Raw genomic sequence first — 20,909 nt, forward strand, 5'->3', positions numbered from 1 at the left:
TGGCAGTGCAACCCTATGTTCGCCATGAACACGTAGGAGCGGCCTTGGCCGCGACAGGGCTTTACCCCGGTAACGCCCCGTCGCGGCCAAGGCCGCTCCTACGAGGGCAGGCTTACTGCTTCATTCGTTTGGCAGCGCCGCAATCAAGCGTGAAAGCGCATTCTCGGTGACGCTCATGTGTGGTGCGATACGCAAACGTCCGTGTCGCCGTGTGCAGATCGCACCAAGCTTGCTGAACGTTGCCGCCACTGCATCCAGCTGATCTGCTGGCGGCTGCAAGGCCGTGAGATGCGGTGCATGCCCAGGCGTGCACCAGCCGCCCAGACCACGTGCGTGCAAGGCCGCATCCCACTGCGCAGTGAGCGCACCAAGCGCCTGCCCAATGCGTGCCGGTTGCCATGCGGTGACTTGCTGCAATGCCACCGTCGCCATCGCGATCCGCAAGGGATCGGCAACGCCGCCGGCATCGAACCGTCGTGCACCGCTGTGGTACGGCGGCGCTTTGGCGACCGGAAAGTCCCAACTGCTGCCGGCATCGCGGCCGATCCAGTGTTCTTCGATCGGCACGCCGTGCGCACGCCACTGCGGTGCCACCCACAGCCAGGCCAATCCCATCGGCCCGAGCAGCCATTTGTGGCCGACACTGACCACAAAATCCGGTTGCCAGCGCGGTAGATCGGTCGGCAGCACGCCCAGGCTCTGGCTCAGATCCAGCACCAATGCCGCGCCGCGCGCGTGCACCGCTGCGCTGATCCGGTCCAGGTCCAGTTGCCGCCCATCCAGCCAGTACGCATGCGGCAGCGTCACGATGCGTAACGCAGGGGTGTCGGCAATCGCCTGCAATACCGCATCGGTGAGTGCGTCGCCGCTGGCCGTCGGCACCGCCACGATATGCGCACCGACTTCCACACAGCGCCGTTGCCAGATCAGCAAGTTGGACGGGAATTGTCCCTCCAGCAGCAACACCGCCTCGCCGCGTTGCAGCGGCAGGTTGCGTGCGGCAGTGGCCAGCCCATGCGCGGCCGAGGGCAGCATCGCCACGCCATCGGTGTCGTGGTCGAACAAGCCAGCGGCAAGCGCACGCAAACATTCGATGTCGTGCAGCCACGCATCGAACGGCAGCCGCCAGGGTGTGGCCATCGCGTCGATGGCCTGGTGCGCCACCGTTTGCACGGCGCGCAACAGCGGCCCGCGCGAGGCGGCATCCAGATACGTGATGTCGATAGGCAACGCGAATGCCTGCTGCCGATGTGCCCAATCGATGGGGGAGGGGAGCAGGCTGGACAGGGAAGACGTGGACATGACCACAGCTTACCGCTGGCTGCCACGCTGCCGACACGGCGCGTTCACGGTCGCTCCTCAAGCATATGCTCATGTCTGCACTCTCCCCCGTGCTGGTCGACCACCAGCAACAGCAGCTGACCCTGCTGGAACGCTTCGCGCAGACCCGCGCGTTGAGCGATCGCCTCGCCGCACCGCTGAGCGCCGAAGACGCGATGGTGCAGAGCATGCCCGACGCCAGCCCCAGTAAATGGCATCTGGCGCATACCACCTGGTTCTTCGAACGCTTCGTGTTGCAGACAGATCCTGCGTACCGCGTGTTCGATCCGGCCTGGGATTTCTTGTTCAACAGCTACTACCAAAGCGTCGGCCCGATGCATGCGCGCGCGCGTCGCGGTGTGTTGTCGCGGCCCTCGTTGCAACAGGTGCGCGATTACCGCGCTGCGGTCGATGCACAGATGCAGCAGCGCTTGCGCGATGGGCAATTAGACGCCCAGGCCTGCACCATCGTGCAACTCGGGATCCAGCATGAGCAGCAGCATCAGGAGTTGCTGCTCACCGACATCAAGCATGCGCTGTGGAGCAATCCGTTGCAGCCGGCCTATCGCGATGCGCCCGCACCGCCCGCCGCCATTGCCAGCACGCTGCGCTGGCATGCGCGCGACGAGCAGATCGTGGAGATCGGTGCAGCCGCGTGGCCGCAATCCGAAGCGTTTGCCTACGACAACGAATCGCCGCGTCACCGTGTGCTGGTCGGCGCGCATGCGCTGGCCAATCGCGTGGTCAGCAATGCCGAATTCCAGGAATTCATCGACGCTGGTGGTTACCGCAGCGCCGGCTCCTGGCTCAGCGATGGCTGGGCGATGGTGCAGGCGCAGGGCTGGCAGCGTCCGTTGTACTGGGATGCAGATGGACGCGAGTTCACGCTTGATGGCTGGCGCGCGCGTGATGCACATGCACCGGTGTGCCATCTGAGTCTCTTCGAAGCCGATGCCTTCGCACGTTGGGCCGGCGCGCGTCTGCCCACCGAAACCGAGTGGGAGCAAGCCGCGACCGGTGTGCCGGTGCAAGGCAACTTAGTCGATACCGACGCGCTGCATCCACGCGGCGCCGAAGCGGTGGATACCGGCCTGCAGCAGTTGTTCGGCGATGTCTGGGAGTGGACCGGCAGTGCGTATCTGCCGTATCCGGGTTTCGCGCCGTGGCCCGGATCGCTGGGCGAATACAACGGCAAATTCATGAATGCGCAATGGGTGCTGCGCGGTGGCAGTTGTGCCACACCGGCCAGCCATATCCGCGCCAGTTACCGCAACTTTTTCCCATCCGATGCGCGTTGGCAGTTTGCCGGCGTGCGCCTTGCCAAGGATCTGCCTTGAACGCCGCCGCCCACGCCACCCAACGCGCTCACGCCGCGCTGACCGATCTGCAACCGCAACCGGACGACATCACCGCCGATGCGCTGGCGGGTTTGGCCCAGACGCCCAAGACGCTGCCGTCCAAGTACTTTTACGACGCGCGTGGTTCGCAGTTGTTCGAAGCCATCACCCAGCAGCCGGAGTATTACCTCACCAGCACCGAATTGCGTCTGCTGGAAGCCAGCATGCCGGCGATCGCGCAGGCGATCGGCCCCGAGGTGCATGTGGTCGAATACGGCAGCGGCAGTGGCCGCAAGACCGAGTTGCTGCTGCAGGGCCTGCGCGATGTGGTGGCCTATACCCCGCTGGAAATCTCGCGCAGCGCCTTGCTCGACAGCACCGCGCGGCTGGCCCAGCAATTTCCGCAGATCCAGATGCTGCCGGTGTGCACCGACTTCACCAAGCCGCTGCGGTTGCCCGATGCGCAACGTCCGGCGCGTCGGCATCTGGTGTTCTTCCCCGGTTCCACGCTGGGCAATTTCACCGACGCCGCTGCCATCGAGCTGATGGATGCGATGCGCCAGACCATGGGCAGCGATGGCTGCGCGTTGATCGGGATCGATCTCGACAAGGATGCCGCGCTGATCGAGGCTGCCTATAACGATGCCGCTGGCGTCACTGCCGAATTCACCTTGAATCTGCTCGCGCGGCTCAACCGAGAGATTGGCAGCGATTTCGATCTGGAGGGCTTCCGTCACCATGCGGTGTATGCACGCGAACGCGGCCGCATCGAGACGTTTCTGATCAGTCAACGCGCCCAGCACGTGCACGTAGGCGGCAAGGACTTCGACTTTGCCGAAGGCGAGGCGATGCAGGTCGAATACAGCTACAAATACACCGACGCCCGTTTTGCCGAGCTTGCCGCTGCCGCCGGGCTAAAAGTCACGCACGGCTGGAACGATGCCAAGGACTGGTTTGGCTTGCGCTTGTTGCGGCCGCTGTAACCGGCTGCTTTTTTCGAATGTTATCGGTGCTTGGCGACGTGGTGGCCGTGTCGGTGCCTCAAACTGATTGAAGTAGTTTGAGCGCCCGCTGACATGCGGCGTGGATTGCGTCCACCAGCGCGTCCACGATTGGATGCTCGACGCCTTCGTTTCGAAGTTCGACAGCAAGATCCTGCGCGTGGTCCGGCAGCTGATTGGCAGCCAGGCGCATCCACGCGAGGCAAGCCGATGCCTCCAGGCGCATCTGCAGCGCAAGCTGTTGCCAATCGCTTGAACGGACATCCCACCAGCGATAGTGGCTGCTGATCTTCATCGCCAGCTTGAGCTTGCGCTGTTGCAGATGCGGATAAGGCAGGGCGCTGGAGATGTCGTACAGCGGCGCCAGTCGCACTTGTCCCGCCTGGCCAAGCAACAACGAATAGTTCTTCGCATGCGCATCGGTGCCGCCGATCAGGTAATTGAAGACCAAGGCCTGAAACAGGCTTTCAACGTCTTGCCGCGCGTGCGAGGAATGCATCCACAGCAGCTGCGCGATCTCGGTTGGTCCCGGGCCACCCTGGTTTTGATACTTGATCTGCGGCATCACTCCCAATGCCTGGCAGAAGTCTTCCTGATGGATGCGCAGCAGCGTGCCCTGGGTTGCGATGCGGTCATAGCGCTCGACACAGATGGCCGTCTCATCGCCAAACCTCAGCGCCTGGCCCGCTGCAGTCGACAGGCCGATCTTGCGCGCAAGGCGCAGGCAAAACAGTTCGTTCTCGACGAAGCCGTCGTATTCGCCGCTGGGTGGTTTGAGGATATGCGTGGTTGGAATGCGTCCGGCCGGGATGGCCCACTGCTGTCCGTCGTGCAGCAAGGCAATCTTGGCCTGCGCGCCGGCTAGACTGAATTGACCGACGTCGTCGATCTGGCGTGCTGCACCGACATCCTGGCGCAGCCTGCGCAGGCGCATTTCCAACGCGCTCTCGGTGAGAGGCTCGATGCTGTCGTTGGCGCCGGACATGACGTCCTCAAGCCGGGCTGGAGTGACGAATTGCACCGCACCGGCACAGTCCTCGCCAACATGCGACAACAGCGCCAACGGGTTGCGCGGCGAGACCTGAAATCTGGATGCCCAGCGTTGCAAGGTGGTTTCATTGTCGGGTAGCAAGCCCCAGACCACCGCGTTGACCGCATCGGTTGGGTGATGCTCCCGGCTGAGCGGAATGTTCAACGAAAGCGGTATCGCATTCGCCGATGCTCGCCAGGCAGGGTCGTAAGCAAATCGCGCACGGCCAGTAGCGTCGGCATCCAACTGGCCGACCACTTGGCTACCGATCAGTGCAATCAGCTTCACTCGGTCTTCTTCTTCCTGCTGATTGATCGCGCTTTTGGTGTGGCAGGTGTGGTCTTGCTACCGATGTCTGGTGCACGAGCGTTTTGTGAATTCGCCGCATCAGTCTCTGCTGCCTCTGCAGACGGCTGCTGCGATTTGCGCGGGCCGGCGCTTTGCGAAGGTTCCAGGACATGGAATGCATTCGGCTTGCCCACGTTCTTCAACGCGTAAAGCGAACTGAGCGGACGCTGGGTGCGATTGCGTTCGACGATGTCATCCAGGTTGATCGATGGCATGGCTGCGCGGTCGGGTGGAAGACGATGTCGAGCATCGGCGCCACCCGGGGCAAGCAGCAACTCAAGGCCCAGCACCTGCAGCGCGCGCAGGATCAGTTGCAGCTCGGCGCGTGGCTTGCCTTTCTCGATATCGACGATCCACTGCCGACTCGCGCCGATTTCATTGGCCAGACGTGCCTGATCCCAGCCCCGGCTCTTGCGAGTGGCGCGGATAACATTGCCGATGTCGGCAGGGGTACGCACAGTGTCCATGGTCTGAATGTAAGCGATCGGCGACATGGATTCAATGTCGCCGATCGCTTACATTCGGCTTGGAATTTGCAACACCTTAAGCCCCTAAGCGCGCTGTGGTGGCGAATGAGTTCGTTCGGTTACATCTTAGCGATGTAACCGTTCGGCGACATCAAGCCGCCTGCACCACATGCAGCGCCTTGGGATTGCGCCACTGCACCAGCAGCGCGGCCTCGCGTGCCTTGGCCTCGTGCAGATGCGCGTGCTTGATATGGCCATAGCCGCGGATGTGCTCGGGAATGCTGGCGATCTGTGCGGCCAGGCCGACGTTGTCGGCATCCAGGCGCTCCAGCAGCGTTTCCACCGTTGCAACGTAATCAGTAATCAGTTGGCGTTCGCCACGCCGCTCGGCGCTGTAGCCGAACACATCGAACGTGCCGCCACGCAGGAACTTCAACCGCGCCAGAAGCTTGAAGGCGTTGAACATCCACGGCCCGTATTCGCGCTTGATCAGGTTGCCGTGCGCATCCTTCTTTGCCAGCAACGGCGGCGCCAGGTGGAAGCGCAGCGTGTAGTCGCCTTCGAATTGTTGTTGCAGCCGGCGCTGGAAGTCGCCGCGCGTGTACAGCCGCGCCACTTCGTATTCGTCCTTGTAGGCCATCAGCTTGAAGGCATAACGCGCGACCGCTTCGCTCAATGCGCTGCTGCCGGGCGCACGTTGCGCCTCGTGCGTGCGTACGCGTTCGACCAGTGCGCGATAGCGCTGCGCGTAGGCGGCATCCTGATAGTCGGTCAGAAAGCCGACGCGACGCGCGATGGCTTCATCCAGCGACTGCGCCAGCTGCTCGTCGTCAAGCGGATGCGTCGGCGCATCGACATCGCCATGCAGCGTGTTGCCCGTGCTTTGCGCCAACGCACGTGGCGCGCTCTGACCGCTGAGATCGTGCTCTTCCCAACTGCCGGGCGCACGCGCTTGCGGCACCTCGCCATGCGCGATGGCCGAGTCGCCCACGCTCGGCAAGCCCGCAGCACGCCGCACTGCCGGCAGATCGACCGCGGCCAATCGCCCCCACGCGAACGCCTGCTGATTCATCGCCACCGCCGCACCGTTGAGCTCGATCGCACGCATCAGCGCCGTATGCGACAACGGCACCAGCCCGTGTTGCCAGGCATAGCCGAGCACGAACAGGTTGCTGGCGATCGCATCGCCCAGCAGCGCGGTGGCCAGTTGCGTGGCATCCAGCAGTAACGGCTCCTGGCCGCCCAATGCGGTACGCACGCCGGCGATGATCTCGGCGGCGGGGAATTGCAGGTCCGGCTGGGTGGTGAAGTTGCCCGGCATCGCCTCATAGGTGTTGAGCACCACCTGGGTGCGGCCATCGCGCACCTTGGACAGGGCCCAGTAATCGTTGACCACCACCATGTCGCAGCCCAGCACCAGATCTGCTTCGCCGGCAGCGATGCGCACCGCGTGGATATCGGCCGGTCGGCGTGCGATGCGGATATGCGTGGTCACCGCGCCGCCCTTCTGCGCCAGCCCGGTCTGATCCAGCACGGTGGCGCCCTTGCCTTCCAGATGCCCGGCCATGCCAAGCAACGCACCGATGGTCACCACGCCGGTGCCGCCGACGCCGGTGATCAGGATATTCCACGGTTGTTCCAGTGTGGTGCGTTGTGGCGGCGCGGGCAGCGTGTCGAACAGCGCGGTGGCATCGCGTTGTTTGCCCTTGCGCGGCTTGCCGCCATGCACGGTGACAAAGCTCGGGCAAAAGCCAGAGACGCAGGAATAATCCTTGTTGCAATTGGATTGATCGATCTGCCGCTTGCGTCCGAATTCGGTTTCCTTGGGCAGCACCGACACGCAGAAGCTCTTTTCGCCGCAATCGCCGCAACCTTCGCAGACCAGCGAATTGATCATGACGCGCTTGGGTGGGTCCACCAGCTTGCCGCGCTTGCGCCGGCGGCGTTTTTCGGTGGCGCAGGTCTGATCGAAGATCAAGATCGATACGCCCTTGATGGTGCGCAAATGTTGCTGCACCGCATCCAGTTCGCTGCGATCGTGAAACGTCACATCGGCAGGAAAACGCTCGCGCCGCCGCGTCCATTTGCCGATCTCGTCGCTCACCACCACGATGGCGTGGATGCCTTCGGCGCGCAGTTGATGGGCGATGTCGGGCACGGTGAGGGTGCCGTCCACCGGCTGGCCGCCGGTCATCGCCACCGCATCGTTGTAGAGAATCTTGTAGGTGATGTTGACGCCGGTGGCGACCGACTGGCGGATCGCCAATGAGCCGCTGTGGAAATACGTGCCATCGCCCAGGTTCTGGAACACGTGCGGCGTTTCGGTGAACGGTGCTTGCCCCGACCAGGTCACGCCTTCGCCGCCCATGTGGGTGAAGGTGTCGGTAGAGCGGTTCATCCAGGTCACCATGTAATGGCAACCGATGCCGCCCAGCGCACGCGAGCCTTCCGGCACCGCCGTGGAGGTGTTGTGCGGGCAGCCGGAGCAGTAATGCGGCACGCGCGGAAACAGCGCGCGCGGCAAGGCCATTTCGGCTTCCTTGCTGTCCATCCAGCGCAGCCGCTGTTCGATCGAGTCGGTCATCGCGCTGGATGGAAGCGCAAATCGCTGGATACGCTTGCCGATCACCGCGGCAATCGTGGCCGGGGTCAGCTCGCCGGTGGAGGGCAAAATCCACGCGCCATGCTCGTCGTATTTGCCGACGATGCTCGGCCGCGCACCGGCGCTGGCCGGCCAGTTGTAGAACAGCTCCTTCATCTGGCGCTCGATGAAGGCTTTCTTCTCCTCCACCACCAGAATGTCTTCGAGCCCCTGCGCAAACGCGCTGATGCCCACCGGCTCCAGCGGCCAGGTCATGCCGACCTTGTAGACGCGGATGCCGATCTGCGCGCACGCCTGCGCATCCAGGCCCAGGTATTCCAGTGCCTGCAGCACGTCCAGATAGCTCTTGCCGGTCGTGACGATACCCAAGCGTGCGTGCGGCGAATCCAGCACGACGCGGTCGATGCCGTTGGCGCGCGCGAATGCCTGCGCGGCGGCGATCGCGTAGCGGTGCAGACGCATTTCCTGATCCACCGGCGGGTCCGGCCAGCGGATGCTCAACCCCCCTGGCGGCAACGCGAAGTCCTCTGGCAGCACGATCGTGCGTGCGAACGGATCCACATCCACCGAGGCGGAAGACTCCACCGTCTCTGCAATGGTCTTGAAGCCGATCCAACGCCCGGTATAGCGGCTCATCGCCCAGCCGAGCAGGCCCATGTCCAGGATGTCCTGCACCCCGGCCGGGTTGAGGATCGGCATCATCGCGCTGACGAATTCTTCTTCCGAACCGTGCGGCAGCGTCGAGCTGCGGCAGGCATGGTCGTCGGCAGCCAGCGCCAGCACGCCGCCATATGGCGAAGTTCCGGCGGCGTTGCCGTGCTTGAACACGTCGCCGCTGCGGTCTACGCCCGGGCCCTTGCCGTACCACATGCCGTACACGCCCTGCACCTTGGCACCGGGGAACAGATTGGTCTGCTGGGTGCCCCAGACCATGGTGGCGGCCAGGTCTTCGTTGAGGCCGGGAGTGAAGGTCACCCTGGCCGCGTCCAGATGCTTGCGCGCGCGCCACAGCTCCAGATCGAAACCGCCCAGCGGGCTGCCGCGATAGCCGCTGATGAAGCCAGCAGTCGCAAGGCCGGCGGCGTCATCGCGCAGGCGTTGCATCAACGGCAGCCGCACCAGAGCCTGCACGCCTGACAAGTAGATGCGGCCATCGGCGCGCGTGTACTTGTGCTCCAGCGTGTAATCCGCATCCACCTGGCCGAGCTCCGGCGTGTTGGCAGAGTCGGGGGAAGAGAGTGCAGCAGTACTGGTCATGGCTTGCCCGGAAAGGGTGGCTGGAACCCAGGGCTCCAAAACGGCCTAACAATTGTAGCAGCCGCTATTCACATGCCTGGCACACCGGGTGTGCATCGCAGCGACACTGAGGTTAGGATGGGACAGGGTTGGGGTTTGTCGTGTGTCGCAAGGGGAAAAACCAGTGAGAACGAAGTTCGCATGGGCCATTGCGTTGGCCCTGCTCGGGAGCGTGTGGTCGTTGGCGCAAGCGCAGAGCCTGCCCAAGCCCAAGGAGTTCTATTTCGACGAAGACCGCGGCACCACGAAAGCCGTGGTCGCCGTGCAGGGGCAGGGCGATGCGGTGGTCGACCGTCTGGCCGCGATGGTGCAGCGTGACGCACGTGCCGCCGAGCCGCGCGCGCAACTGGCCTCGCTGGCCTATGCCGGTGGGCGCACCCAATTAGGCGACGAGCTTTACCAGGGGGCGTTGGGCCTGGTTTCCAGTGGTAGCCAGCAATATCGCGCTATCAGCTGGAACTACGGCTGGGATCTGTTGCGCGCCGACAAGGCCGACAAGGCCTTGCAGCTGTGGGCCAACCTGGCCAACGGCCGTCCGGCCACGCCGCAATGGCTGCCCACGACCGCGGCGCTGGCGCTGTGGCGTGCCGGGCGTAAGCAGGAAGCGGTCGAGTGGTATGCCGCCGCCGTGCGCACCTGGCCTGAACGCTGGAGCAGCACCGCCAACTACGCCAGCCTGCTGCCGGACTGGCGCGAAGCAGAACGTGCCAGCCTGGCCGAGGTCTTCGCTGCCTGGCAGGCGAACCCGCCGGCGTTTCCGTGAGTCTTGGCATCGCGCTGCAGTTAACCGCCGCAGCGCGATGCCCTGCATTAGCCGAATCTGCGACAGGCCATCGCTGGTGATAGCTGCATTTGCATAGAAGCAGCCCGTGCTCGACTGACCAGGTTTTCGACTGCATCGAAACATCGCTACGACGCGAAGTTTTGCTTGTCTTCGAGGGCTTGAACAGAGCGGATAGATCAGAACAGTGCGGATAGATCAGGTGTAGTGCGGCTGTTCTGCTGTTCTGCGGCTTGGCTGCAGGGCCCTTGCCCGCTCACCATCGCGGGACACGCCGCAAGTACGTCCGTGTAGGCTCTTACGCGGCATCCATGCCGCGTAAGGTCCCGCGACGGTGAGCGGACAAGGACCAGTAGAGATGGTCGGTGTGCGTGTTTTCAACAACGCAACCGACTAACTCTCTGGTGCTGTGTCCTCGCCGATTGCGGGATCGTGTGGCGGCATGGATGCCGCCACCGAGCCCCCAGGGACGGGTTCACGGCGTGTCCCGCGAGCGGCGAGGACGCCGCGCACTCGACACACTGGTTTCGGATAGGCAAACGATGGAAGTCTCGCTGCTTCGGGTTAGCGCGATGCCAAGCCAGCCCTCCGCCGATGCCTGTGCTGCGCGCTATGCGATCCTGTGCATCGCTTTCCAACGGACACGATCACGCCATGGCGGTGGATGCATTTGCGTTGATTCTGGCGATGCTGGGGCTGGGTCTGCTGTTCGCCCGCTTGCGGGTGCTGCCGGACAACAGCGCCGACGTGCTCAATCGCATCGTGTTGTATATCTGCCTGCCGGCCTCGGTGCTGACCTATGTGCCGCGCCTGCATCTGGATGCTTCGCTGGGTGGGGTGATCGCCACGCCGTGGGTGTTGAGCGCGATCATCGTGCCGCTGCTGTGGGGCTGTAGCCGTGTGTTTGGATTCAAACGCGAGGAATACGCCGCGCTGCTGATGTGCGTGGTCTTCACCAACTCCAGCTTCATCGGCTTTCCGATGGTGCGCGCGTTGATCGGCGATCACGCGCTGCCGTATGCGGTGGTCTACGACCAGTTCGGTACTTTCGTGCTGCTGTCCACGTTTGGGTTGTATGTGCTGGCGCGCTACAGCGGCGACACCCCGCCTACCGCGCGGATGATCCTGCTGCGGGTGCTGCGGTTTCCGCCGCTGTGGGCGCTGCTGTTCGCACTGACGTTGATGCCGGAGCAGCCGCCGACCTGGATCGGTTCGGGATTGAAGAGTCTGGCCGATGCGATGCTGCCGCTGGTGATGCTGGCAGTCGGCTTTTCGCTGCAGTTGCGCTTGCCTGCGGACGAGTTAAAACCGCTGGCAGTGGGGCTGGTCTTCAAACTTGCGTTGATGCCGGTCCTGGCACTGCCGTTGTCCTGGGCGCTTGGCCTGCATGGGGCGATGTTGCAGACCAACGTCCTCGAATCGGCCATGCCCACCATGATCACTGCCGCCGCATTGGCCATCTCGCATCGGCTGGCACCGCGCCTGGCCGCAGCGATGGTCGGCTACAGCATCCTGCTGTCGCTGCTGACCTTGCCTGCCTGGGCCTGGTTGCTGGCACGCCTGGTGGCGTGATGCCAGGCGCGAACTCGCGCTGCCACTTCGGTACTGCCGCATCGCAGGTTCAACGCGCACCCGCGATGTGGTCGCCTCGCACCCCCAATGCTGCACTGCGATGACAACGAGCTGCATGCAGAGCCGCCAATCGACACCACAGCGCGCGAGGTCATGACGCAGGCGCGCAGGTCGCGCAGAAGCTGCTGCGCACGCGCGCTGCACAGGGATTTTCCGAGCATGGATCACGGCTGTTGGAAGATCGCCCGGCTGGCAGTCGAGCGGTTTAACGTCTTTCGACTACTTCCTCACCGTGCCGCGGTGTACGCTGCCGGCTTGCTCCCGGAAGCGAGGCGTGCATGAAGACAGTCCTGGTGGCCGGCTCCAAAGGCGGCGTAGGCAAGACCACGATCGCCACCAATCTGGCCGCACATGCGGCCTTGCAGGGCCAGCGCACCGTGCTGGCAGATGCCGATCCGCAGGGCTCGTCCACGCGCTGGGCGCAGCGTCGCGCCAGTCTGGAAAGTGCGGTGCTGCCGATCGACGCCACCCGCCGTCGCAACTGGCAGGCCGCAGTGCCCGATGGCACCGATCAGCTGATCATCGATGCCCCGGCCGGGGCGATGGCCGACGACCTGAGTGGATTTCTGGACCACGTCGATGCCATCGTGGTGCCGGTGCTGTCCTCGGCACTGGATATCGAAGCGGTGGTGGGCTTTCTCAACACGCTGGCCAAGGTGCCGCGCGTGCACCAGCGCAAGCTCCCGGTGGGCCTGGTGCTCAACCGCGCGCGTCCGTGGACCCAGACCTCGCAACAGGCCGCCGAGATGATCGGCACCTGGCCGTATCCGCTGGTGACCCAACTGCGCGACACCCAGGCCTACGTGGTCATGGCCGGGCTGGGACGCAGCCTGTTCGACTACCGCTCGGCGCAGGTGCGCGATCATCAACAGGACTGGGAGCCGCTGTTCAAGTGGCTCAAGAAGGCCTAAACCGGATAGTTTCTATGCGCGAATTGATCTTGTTGCGACATGCCCACGCCGAGCCGGCCGATACCGGCCAGGCCGATCTGGACCGCCCGCTGTCCCCGCATGGCATTGCCGAGGCGGAATCGGCCGGCCGCTGGCTGCGCGAGCAGCGCCTGGTGCCCGACCGCGTGCTGTGCTCGCCGGCCCGGCGCGCCCGCGAGACGCTGGAAGCGGTACTGGAGCTCACCGGCTATATCGAACAACGCCTGGACGAGCGCATCTACGAAGCGACGCCCGGCACCCTGGCCAGCCTGGTGGACGAACACCGCGACGCCGAGCGTTTGCTGCTGGTGGGCCACAACCCCGGGTTGGAGCGGTTGGCAGCGCTGATGCACAGCGGCCAGACCGGCGACTACCGTGGCATGCCCACCGCCGCGATCGCCCTGCTGGCGCTGCCGCTGGAGGCCGCCATCGAACCGGGGATCGCCCGCCTGACCGCCTTCTGGTGGCCTTGATCCGTGTCATCGTCGCTGCGCTGGTACGCCTGGCTCGCGCTCTGGGTCGCTCTGCCCTGTATGGCGCAGCAGAAGGTGCATTCCATCGACCCGGTGCAATCGCGCTTCGGGTTTGAGATCAGAACGCGCTTCGGCATGAAGATCGAGGGGTTCTTCCCGCGTTTTCGCGGTGAGCTGGTGGAGTTGCCCGACAAACGCCAACAGGTGCGCTTCCGGCTGGACGCCACCCAGGTGGAAATCCCCGGCAAGGACCGCTACACCGCGTGGATGCGCGGCGAGGATTTCTTCGATGTCGCCCAGTACCCGGTGGTGGAATTCGAGTCGCTTCCCTACACCGAAGCGGTCGTGAAGCAGGGGGGCGACATCACCGGCAACCTGACCATTCGCGGAATCACGCACATCGAGACCCTGCATGTGGCGCCAGCTGAATGCGCGCGGCCGGGCTATGATTGCGACGTGATCAGTCGTGGGACGGTGCTGCGTGGACGTTACGGAATGAATGCGTGGCAGATGGCCCTGGGCGACAGGGTAACGTTCGTTCTGCGTGGGCGGTTGCAGGAGGCGCGGCGCCCGTGAGTTTCCTGTTGAGGGTGCTTGTGCTGGCAACGCTGTTGCTCGGCACCGGATGCGCCGGCCTGTCGCAAATCGAACGCAACCGTGCGGCAGGCGTGGCTTCTGCCGCGCGCAGCACGCTGGTGAGCTGCACCCAGGCCAATCGCTGTGCACTGTCCTCGCCGCTGCGCGCGCTGGGTGGCGAGGCGATCACCAGCTCCACTGCGGCTGCGCCGCGGCACTACGCCACCATCGTCGATCGCGGTGAAGAATCGTTGGTCGCGCGGCTGAATCTGATCCGCAGCGCCACCCGCAGCATCGATCTGCAGACCTATATCTTCGACAAGGACGATAGCGCACGCATGGTGCTGGATGCACTGATCGACGCGGCGCAGCGCGGGGTCAAAGTGCGCATCCTGATCGACCAGCTGTCGGCGATCGCCGATCTGCAGATTCTCGGCGCGCTGTCCAGCACCCATGAAAATCTGCAGCTGCGCATCTACAACCCCACTTTCGGCAAGGTCAAACTCAATTACTTCGACTATGCCGGCAGCGTGGTGTGCTGTTTCCGTCGCTTCAACCAGCGCATGCACAACAAGTTGCTGGTGGTGGACGATGTGCTCGGCGTGGTCGGCGGCCGCAACTACCAGGACGACTATTTCGACTGGGACAGCGAATACAACTTCCGCGACCGCGACGTGATTCTGGCCGGCCCGGAAGTGCGTGCGATGGCGGCCAATTTCGACGCGTTCTGGCGCGCGCAGCGCAGCGTGCCGGCCGAGCGCCTGAACGATGTCGGCCGCCTGCTGCTGGAGCAGGGCGCGCCGAAAATGCCGCCGGCCGACATCCGCCGACCGGAGCGGGTGGCGCGCGTCGACCGTGAGGCGCGCGATGCGCAATTCATCCGCGATGCGTTCGTGACCCCGGCCATGCCGGTGCAGCGCGTGCTGTATGTGGCCGACCTGCCGCAAAAACACCGCAAGGAACATGCCGCCAAGGCGGTGTCCACCGCGCCGGAGCTGGACGGCCTGATCGCCGGTGCGCAGCAGGAAGTGCTGCTGCAGACGCCGTATCTGGTGTTGTCCGATGAGGCACAGGCGATCTTCCGCACACTGCGCACGCGCCCGCAGCCGCCACGCATCGTGGTCTCGAGCAATAGCCTGGCGGCCACCGACAACCCGATCGTGTATGCGCTGTCGTACAAGTTCAAACGCCGCAACCTGCGCGAGCTGGGCTTCAACATCTACGAATTCAAGCCATTTCCGCTGAATGCACCGGTGGACTACGCCAATCTGGTGCCCGACCCGCTCAATCCGCAGGCCGCCGAGCCGGTCGAGGGCGACAGCAGCGTCAATCGCGTGATCAGCGGCAGCGCGGCCGGTAACGCGGTGCGTGGCAGCGGTGGCAGCAATAGCAACAGTGGCGGCGGAACACCGGGGAGTGCCATTCGCGGCAGCGGTGGTGGCGCGGGGCGTGCGCCCGGCGGCAGCGAGGTTGACCGGCGTGTATTGCGTACCGAAACGCGGCCCTCGTTCCTGGGCACACGTGCGGTCAACAAGCCGCTGCCGGTCACCCGCGCCGGCGCGCGCATGGGCCTGCATGCCAAGTCGTTGGTGGTGGACCGGCGCATCGGCGTGATCGGCACGCACAACTTCGACCCGCGCAGCGAGAACTACAACACCGAAGCGGCGGTGGTGATCGACGATGCGCGCTTTGCGCAGGCGCTGGCTGCCAGCATCGAGCGCGACATCGCGCCGGAAAATGCCTGGACCGTGGCCTCGCGCGAAAAGCCGCCGGTGCTGAGCGGACTGAACTACAGCGTGGGCAAGGTGTCCGAATCGTTGCCGGTGCTCGATTTCTGGCCCTGGCGCTATGCCACCAATTACGAATTCCAGCCTGGCCCCGGCTGCCCGTTTCCACTCAAGCGCCAGGACCCGCAGTTCCGGCAGTGCTACGTGGCGGTGGGTGACTTCCCCGAGGTCAACGTCGGCCCGAAGTGGTTGCTGGTGCGGATGCTGACCGCCTTCGGTGCCGGCCTGGTGCCGATTCTGTGATCGCATAGGCGCGCCGCTCACTGGCCGCTATCGTGACGATATGTCTCTGGCGCGGAGACGGAACTGCGCCTGGATCAATCAGGGCAGTCAGCGACAGTTGAACCAGATCCTCCGGGCGCAGATGCTGTTGCGATTCCCGATTCCCGATTCCCGATTCCCGATTCCCGATTCCCGATTCCCAATCCCCAATCCCCAATCCCCAATCCCCAATCCCCAATCCCCAATCCCCAATCCCCAATCCCCAATCCCCAATCCCCAGCCTATGACCTTCCGCGACCCCGTCGATCTTGCTGCCCTCAACGCCTCCAGCCGCGACACCTTGATCGAACATCTGGGCATCGTGTTCACCGATGCCGGCGAGGATTGGTTGCGCGCCACCATGCCGGTGGATTCGCGCACCAAGCAGCCGTACGGCTTGCTGCACGGCGGTGCGTCGGTGGTGCTGGCCGAAACCCTGGGCAGTAGCGCTGGCAATCTGTGCGTGGATATGACCACCCAGATGTGCGTGGGGTTGGAGATCAACGCCAACCATCTGCGTGCGGCGTATCAGGACGTGGTCACTGGCACCGCGCGCGCCGTGCATATCGGGCGCAGCACGCAGGTGTGGGACATCACCATCGAAAACCCGGCCGGCAAGCGCGTGTGCGTTTCGCGGCTCACCTTGGCCGTGGTCCCGCGCAGCAATGGCTGAGCCCGCCGTGCAAGCACATGGGTGGAACAGCGCCACCCGCTGCCGGCACTGCGCGCGTGCCAAGCTGCTGTCACAATAGTCGCGCTTCCTTCCCCTGGTACCGGTCCCGTTCCTGCAATGAGCGAGTCATCCCTGGACGCCACGCGCGATGCTGGCGGCGTGCTGCGTTGGTTCCGGTACCTGTATCGGGTACCGCTACTGCTGGTGCACCTGAGCATCTGTCTGCCGATCACCATGCTGTGCGTGGTGGCGCCGCCGCTGGCGCGCATCCGTACCGGCCACGACGACACCCTGGACGAGTGGATGATCCGCTGGTGGCAGGGCAATCTGATGCGCATCTTCGGATTTCGTTTGCGTCACTTCGGCACTCCGCTGCCGGGCGCTGCGTTGTTCGTTGCCAATCACGTCAGCTGGATTGACATCTCGATGCTGCACAGCCAACGCGTGATGGGCTTTGTGGCCAAGCGCGAGATCGCCGGCTGGCCGCTGGTGGGCTGGCTGGCGGCCAAGGGCCAGACCATCTTCCATCAGCGCGGCAATACCGAATCGCTGGGCGGCGTGCTGCAGGAAATGCTGGCGCGGCTGCAAAGCGGCAAACCGGTGGGCGTGTTTCCGGAAGGGCGCACCCGCGGCGGCACCGAGGTCGGCCCGTTCCATGCGCGCATCTTCCAGGCCGCGGTCGAGGCCGGCGTGCCGGTGCAACCGGTGGCGTTGCGTTACGGCGAGCGCGGCAATGCGCAGGCGGTTGTGGCGTTCGGCGAGCGCGAGAGCTTCTTCGACAACATCGTGCGTCTGCTCGGCGAGCCGGCGCGGCTGGCCGAAGTGCATTTTCTCGAGCCGATCCGCGCGCTGGATATCGACGGACGTCGCCGCCTGGCCGACACCTCGCGTCAACGCATCATTGCGGCAATGGAGTCCTAGCCCGCGATGCGTATGCTCATCACTCCTGCGGCCGACGCGACAGTGCCTGGCCCGATGAGCGCATGAACGTCTCCGACTATTCGCCGCCCCGCTGGTTGCGCAATCCGCATGTGCAATCGCTGCTGGGCAGCAGTGCGTTGCGCCGGATCCGCAGCCGCCAGTTGCTGGCCGCCAGCGGCGCGGTGACCAGCGAACATATTCTCGACGGCGGCGACGGCGTACGCCTGCAGGGCTGGATGAGCATTCCGCCAGGCGATGCACCGGTGCGCGCCACCGTGCTGTTGCTGCACGGCTGGGAAGGCAGCGCCGATTCCAATTACATGCGGCTCACCGCTGCGCGCCTGCTGGGCCTGGGCTATCAGGTGTTCCGGCTGAATTTCCGCGACCACGGCGGCACCCATCACCTCAATGTGGATCTGTTTCACTCCGATCGCATCGATGAAGTGGTCAACGCTGCAGGCGATCTGTGGCGGCGTTTTCCCGCGCCGCAGTTACTGGTGGCCGGTTACTCGCTGGGCGGCAATTTCGCACTGCGGCTCGCCTTGCGCGCGCCGGCGGCCGGTCTGCCGGTGGCGCGGGTCGCAGCGGTGTGTCCGCTGCTGGATCCGGCCGCCACCATGCTTCAGCTGGAAAAAGGCCCGCAGTTCTACGATTGGTATTTCCGCCGGCGCTGGCGCGAATCGCTGCTGCGCAAACGCAAGCTGTTTCCCGATCAGCACGGCTACGACGATGCCACCCTGGCGCTGGACATGCGCGGCCTGATGGCCTGGTTAGCCGAGCAGCACACCGGGCACGGCTCGCTGCAGGCGTATTTCGACAGTTATTCGATTGCCGGCGAACGCCTGGCCGGCTTGCAGGTGCCGGTCCACATCCTGATGGCCGAAGACGACCCGGTGATTCCATTCGCCGATTTCGCCGGTTGGCATCTGCCCGCGCACGCACAGCTGGAAATCGCGCGCTGGGGCGGCCACTGCGGCTTTCTGGAAAATGCCCGTGGCGATGGCTTCGCCGAACGTTGGGTGGCCGAGCGGCTGACCGCGCAGGCCTGAGAGCGGCGACAACCGTCGCGAGCAGTCGCCAGGTGGGTGCGGATGGCGCGCTCCGAACTGCAGTGTACGAGTGGTGCCTGCCAACGAGCATCGGCCGCGCGCGCCGGGCGGCTGCGCAGCAGTTCGATGGCCGCTGCGAGTCGGCGTCCCAGCGCGCATCGTTACAATAGGCGTTTGTCCTGGACACGCCACCGCCATGCAAGACGCCATTCTTCAAGCCCTGCGCCGCAATGCGGCCGACGATGCGGTGGCGCTGGCCCGCGAGTGGGTCATCAGCGCGCCGGATAATGCCGCCACCCATCGCTGGCTCGGCCTGGCCCTGCAGCAGCAGGGTCAGCCAGCGCTGGCGCTGGCCAGTATCGAAACCGCGCTGACGCTGACGCCGGAAGATGCCGACCTGCATCTGCTGCGCGCCGGCTTGCTATTGGCCACGCGTGATCTGTCTGCGGCCGATGCCGCGTTGTCGCGCACCACCGCACTCGATCCGAACCAGTTCAACGCCTACGTGATGCAGGCGCATCTGGCGGTGGCGCGCGGCGATCTGGATGATGCGCAGCGGCTGAGCCGCACCGCGGCGCGACTGGCGCCGGAGCATCCGCAGCTGCTGGCCGTCGATGGCGTGGTGGAGCTGCGCCGTGGCCAGAGCGACCACGCGCTGTCGCTGCTCACCCGCGCCGCCGAGCAGTTGCCGGACGATCCGCGTGTGCTGTTCGCGCTGGGCTTTGCGTACCTACAGAAAGAACACTTCGCGTTCGCCGAGCGCGCCTTCGAGCGCGTGGTCGAGCTCAATCCGCCGGGCACCGCGCTGCGCGCCTTCATCGCCCAGCTCGCCCAGCGCCAGGGCCGCCTGGACGATGCGCTGGCCGCGATGCAGGGCGTGTTCGCCCAGCCCGGTGGCGACATCCCGGCCATGCGCCGGCTCGCGGGCGAAATGGAATTGCAGGCCGGCCGCCCCGACCAGGCCGTGGCGCACTTGCGCCTGGCGCTTGCGCACTGGCCAGCCGACCGGCGCACGCTGCACGCGCTACTGACCGCCTGGGAGCGATTGGGCGCGGTCGACGACGCACGCGACACTCTGGACGCGGCGTTGGCCACCTCGGTCAGTGCGCATGATCTATGGCTGGCGCGGCTGGCGGTGGAGCCGGTCGGTGGACCGCAGGCGCAGGCGGTGATCGAGCGTTGGCTGCTGGGCATGCCCGAGCATCTGCCGGCGCTGGAAGCGCTGATGCGCGTGCACGACATGCAAGGCCATGCCGAAGAGGCCGAAATGGTGGCGCGGCAGATCGTGGCGGTGGAGCCGGGCCGCATCAGCGGCGAGCAGCGCATCGTCGAAGCCTTGCTGGAGCGCGACCCGCCGGCAGCGATCGCCTGTGTCCAATCCTTGATCGACTCGCTGCCGGAGAACCAGCAGACCGTGCTGCGACCGTGGCTGGGCAATGTGCAGGACCGCGCCGGCCAGCCCGATGCGGCGCTGGCCACCTGGATGCAGTTCCAGCGCGAGCAGGCCCAGCACCGTCTGCCGTTGCCGCCGCAGGCCGCTAAGCAGCCGATGCAGTGGCCGGCCTTGGGTACGATTCCCGACGCGGTGACCGCGCGCCCGCTGTTCGTCTGGGGCGTGCCCGGTTCGCATGTCGAACGCCTGATCGCAGTGATGGGCGCGGCCACCCCGCTGGTACGCGACGACCGCTACGGCACCACGCCGCCGTCCGATGCGTTGCAGAGCTATCGCAGTGTCGAACAGCTGGCCTCCGGCGAACTGGCGCCGCTGGCGCTGGTTGAAGGGTGGAAGGCGCAACTGCCGCGGCGTGGTATCGACGACGGCAACGTCATCGACTGGCTGCTGTGGTGGGACAACACCTTGCTCACTGCACTGCGCCCGCACCTGCCCGAAGGCCGGCTGGCAATCGCATTGCGCGACCCGCGCGACATGCTGCTGGACTGGTTGTCGGCCGGTGCGCCTGCGCCGTTGGCCGTGCAATCGCCGCAGCAGGCCACCGACTGGTTGCTGGCGGCGCTGGAGCAGCTCGCCGTGCTGCACGAACGCGATCTGTATCCGCACCGGATCATCCGTCTGGACGGCATCGAGAGCGACCCGCAGGGTATTTCCACCGCGCTGGAACAGGCCTTCGGGCTGAGCTTCCCGCTGATCGAGCCGCGCGGCCCCGCACGCCTGGCATCGGGCCGCTGGCGCAACTATCGCAGCGTGCTGGGCGCGCAATTCGATCTGCTCACGTTGATCGCAGTGCGCTTCGGTTATCCGCAAGACTGAGCGGCGACCGAAATGGCTGCGCTCACTGTCGGGTGGGCGCGGCATTGTTCGCTGGCGTGATGAACCGGCAGCGATATACCCAACCGAGCGCATCAGAGGGTTCCATTGCGATGGCTTCCACTGCTGCGTAGACCCAGGCACCCTGATCGGCATCATC

16 protein-coding genes and 1 other RNA gene are annotated in these 20,909 nt (G+C 65.1%); 12 read left to right on the forward strand and 5 right to left on the reverse strand.

The features are described 5' to 3' along the window. Positions 1 to 120: 120 nt before the first annotated feature. Complete coding sequence (locus AC1PLU_RS01025) at positions 121 to 1,302, reverse strand: aminotransferase class V-fold PLP-dependent enzyme (RefSeq protein WP_481093891.1); 1,182 nt, start codon at positions 1,300 to 1,302, stop codon at positions 121 to 123. Between the two features lie 65 nt (positions 1,303 to 1,367). Here AC1PLU_RS01025 and egtB point away from each other — a divergent pair, with 65 nt between their 5' ends. Together egtB and egtD are read left to right on the forward strand one after the other, a co-directional pair. Continuing rightward, on the forward strand, positions 1,368 to 2,657 hold the full coding sequence (egtB, locus tag AC1PLU_RS01030; RefSeq protein ID WP_481093890.1) for an ergothioneine biosynthesis protein EgtB: 1,290 nt from the start codon (positions 1,368 to 1,370) through the stop codon (positions 2,655 to 2,657). Beyond that, entirely contained in the window at positions 2,654 to 3,640 is a 987-nt protein-coding gene (gene egtD / locus AC1PLU_RS01035; RefSeq protein WP_481093889.1) for an L-histidine N(alpha)-methyltransferase, read from the forward strand. The genes egtB and egtD overlap by 4 nt, the downstream gene beginning before the upstream one ends. Before the next feature lie 58 nt (positions 3,641 to 3,698). Here egtD and AC1PLU_RS01040 read toward each other — a convergent pair whose 3' ends face one another. The 3 genes from AC1PLU_RS01040 to AC1PLU_RS01050 all read right to left on the reverse strand — a co-directional run bounded on the left by AC1PLU_RS01040 (position 3,699) and on the right by AC1PLU_RS01050 (position 9,362). Further along, positions 3,699 to 4,976 (reverse strand): type II toxin-antitoxin system HipA family toxin, encoded by a 1,278-nt coding sequence (locus tag AC1PLU_RS01040; protein ID WP_481107448.1) that lies wholly within the window; start codon positions 4,974 to 4,976, stop codon positions 3,699 to 3,701. Continuing rightward, complete coding sequence (locus AC1PLU_RS01045) at positions 4,973 to 5,530, reverse strand: type II toxin-antitoxin system Y4mF family antitoxin (protein WP_481107449.1); 558 nt, start codon at positions 5,528 to 5,530, stop codon at positions 4,973 to 4,975. The genes AC1PLU_RS01040 and AC1PLU_RS01045 overlap by 4 nt, the downstream gene beginning before the upstream one ends. Positions 5,531 to 5,654: 124 nt before the next feature. Then, positions 5,655 to 9,362 carry an indolepyruvate ferredoxin oxidoreductase family protein gene (locus AC1PLU_RS01050; RefSeq protein WP_481107450.1) on the reverse strand — a complete coding sequence of 1,236 codons (3,708 nt, stop codon included), beginning with the start codon at positions 9,360 to 9,362 and terminating at the stop codon, positions 5,655 to 5,657. A gap of 163 nt (positions 9,363 to 9,525) precedes the next feature. On the opposite strand from AC1PLU_RS01050, the gene AC1PLU_RS01055 reads away from it, so the two are divergent. The 9 genes from AC1PLU_RS01055 to AC1PLU_RS01095 all read left to right on the forward strand — a co-directional run bounded on the left by AC1PLU_RS01055 (position 9,526) and on the right by AC1PLU_RS01095 (position 18,483). Continuing rightward, entirely contained in the window at positions 9,526 to 10,164 is a 639-nt protein-coding gene (locus AC1PLU_RS01055; RefSeq protein WP_268213691.1) for a tetratricopeptide repeat protein, read from the forward strand. Positions 10,165 to 10,836: 672 nt separating this feature from the next. Beyond that, positions 10,837 to 11,754 carry an AEC family transporter gene (locus AC1PLU_RS01060; RefSeq protein ID WP_481107451.1) on the forward strand — a complete coding sequence of 306 codons (918 nt, stop codon included), beginning with the start codon at positions 10,837 to 10,839 and terminating at the stop codon, positions 11,752 to 11,754. Positions 11,755 to 12,092: 338 nt separating this feature from the next. Next, positions 12,093 to 12,725: a ParA family protein gene (locus AC1PLU_RS01065; RefSeq protein ID WP_006449221.1), complete on the forward strand. Its 633-nt coding sequence runs from the start codon at positions 12,093 to 12,095 to the stop codon at positions 12,723 to 12,725. A 14-nt stretch (positions 12,726 to 12,739) separates the two neighbouring features. Further along, a complete protein-coding gene (locus AC1PLU_RS01070; RefSeq protein WP_023902098.1) occupies positions 12,740 to 13,216 on the forward strand; it encodes a SixA phosphatase family protein in 477 nt (158 codons plus the stop codon). 3 nt (positions 13,217 to 13,219) lie between these two features. Next, positions 13,220 to 13,792 (forward strand): YceI family protein, encoded by a 573-nt coding sequence (locus tag AC1PLU_RS01075; RefSeq protein ID WP_023902099.1) that lies wholly within the window; start codon positions 13,220 to 13,222, stop codon positions 13,790 to 13,792. Then, positions 13,789 to 15,822, forward strand: a complete 2,034-nt coding sequence (locus AC1PLU_RS01080) for a phospholipase D family protein (protein ID WP_481107452.1) — start codon at positions 13,789 to 13,791, stop codon at positions 15,820 to 15,822. The genes AC1PLU_RS01075 and AC1PLU_RS01080 overlap by 4 nt, the downstream gene beginning before the upstream one ends. A gap of 262 nt (positions 15,823 to 16,084) precedes the next feature. Beyond that, a complete protein-coding gene (locus AC1PLU_RS01085; protein ID WP_023902102.1) occupies positions 16,085 to 16,513 on the forward strand; it encodes a hotdog fold thioesterase in 429 nt (142 codons plus the stop codon). A gap of 21 nt (positions 16,514 to 16,534) precedes the next feature. After that, on the forward strand, positions 16,535 to 17,434 hold the full coding sequence (locus AC1PLU_RS01090; RefSeq protein WP_172839254.1) for a lysophospholipid acyltransferase family protein: 900 nt from the start codon (positions 16,535 to 16,537) through the stop codon (positions 17,432 to 17,434). A gap of 62 nt (positions 17,435 to 17,496) precedes the next feature. After that, positions 17,497 to 18,483: a YheT family hydrolase gene (locus AC1PLU_RS01095; RefSeq protein WP_023902104.1), complete on the forward strand. Its 987-nt coding sequence runs from the start codon at positions 17,497 to 17,499 to the stop codon at positions 18,481 to 18,483. A 4-nt stretch (positions 18,484 to 18,487) separates the two neighbouring features. On the opposite strand, the gene AC1PLU_RS01100 is transcribed toward AC1PLU_RS01095, so the two are convergent. Further along, positions 18,488 to 18,562, reverse strand: a non-coding RNA gene (locus AC1PLU_RS01100) — sX9 sRNA. A gap of 117 nt (positions 18,563 to 18,679) precedes the next feature. Here AC1PLU_RS01100 and AC1PLU_RS01105 point away from each other — a divergent pair. Further along, positions 18,680 to 20,752, forward strand: coding sequence for a tetratricopeptide repeat protein (locus AC1PLU_RS01105; protein WP_481107453.1), 2,073 nt, complete (start codon positions 18,680 to 18,682; stop codon positions 20,750 to 20,752). Positions 20,753 to 20,909 lie beyond the last annotated feature (157 nt).

The organism is Xanthomonas sp. NCPPB 2933 (assembly GCF_056725225.1).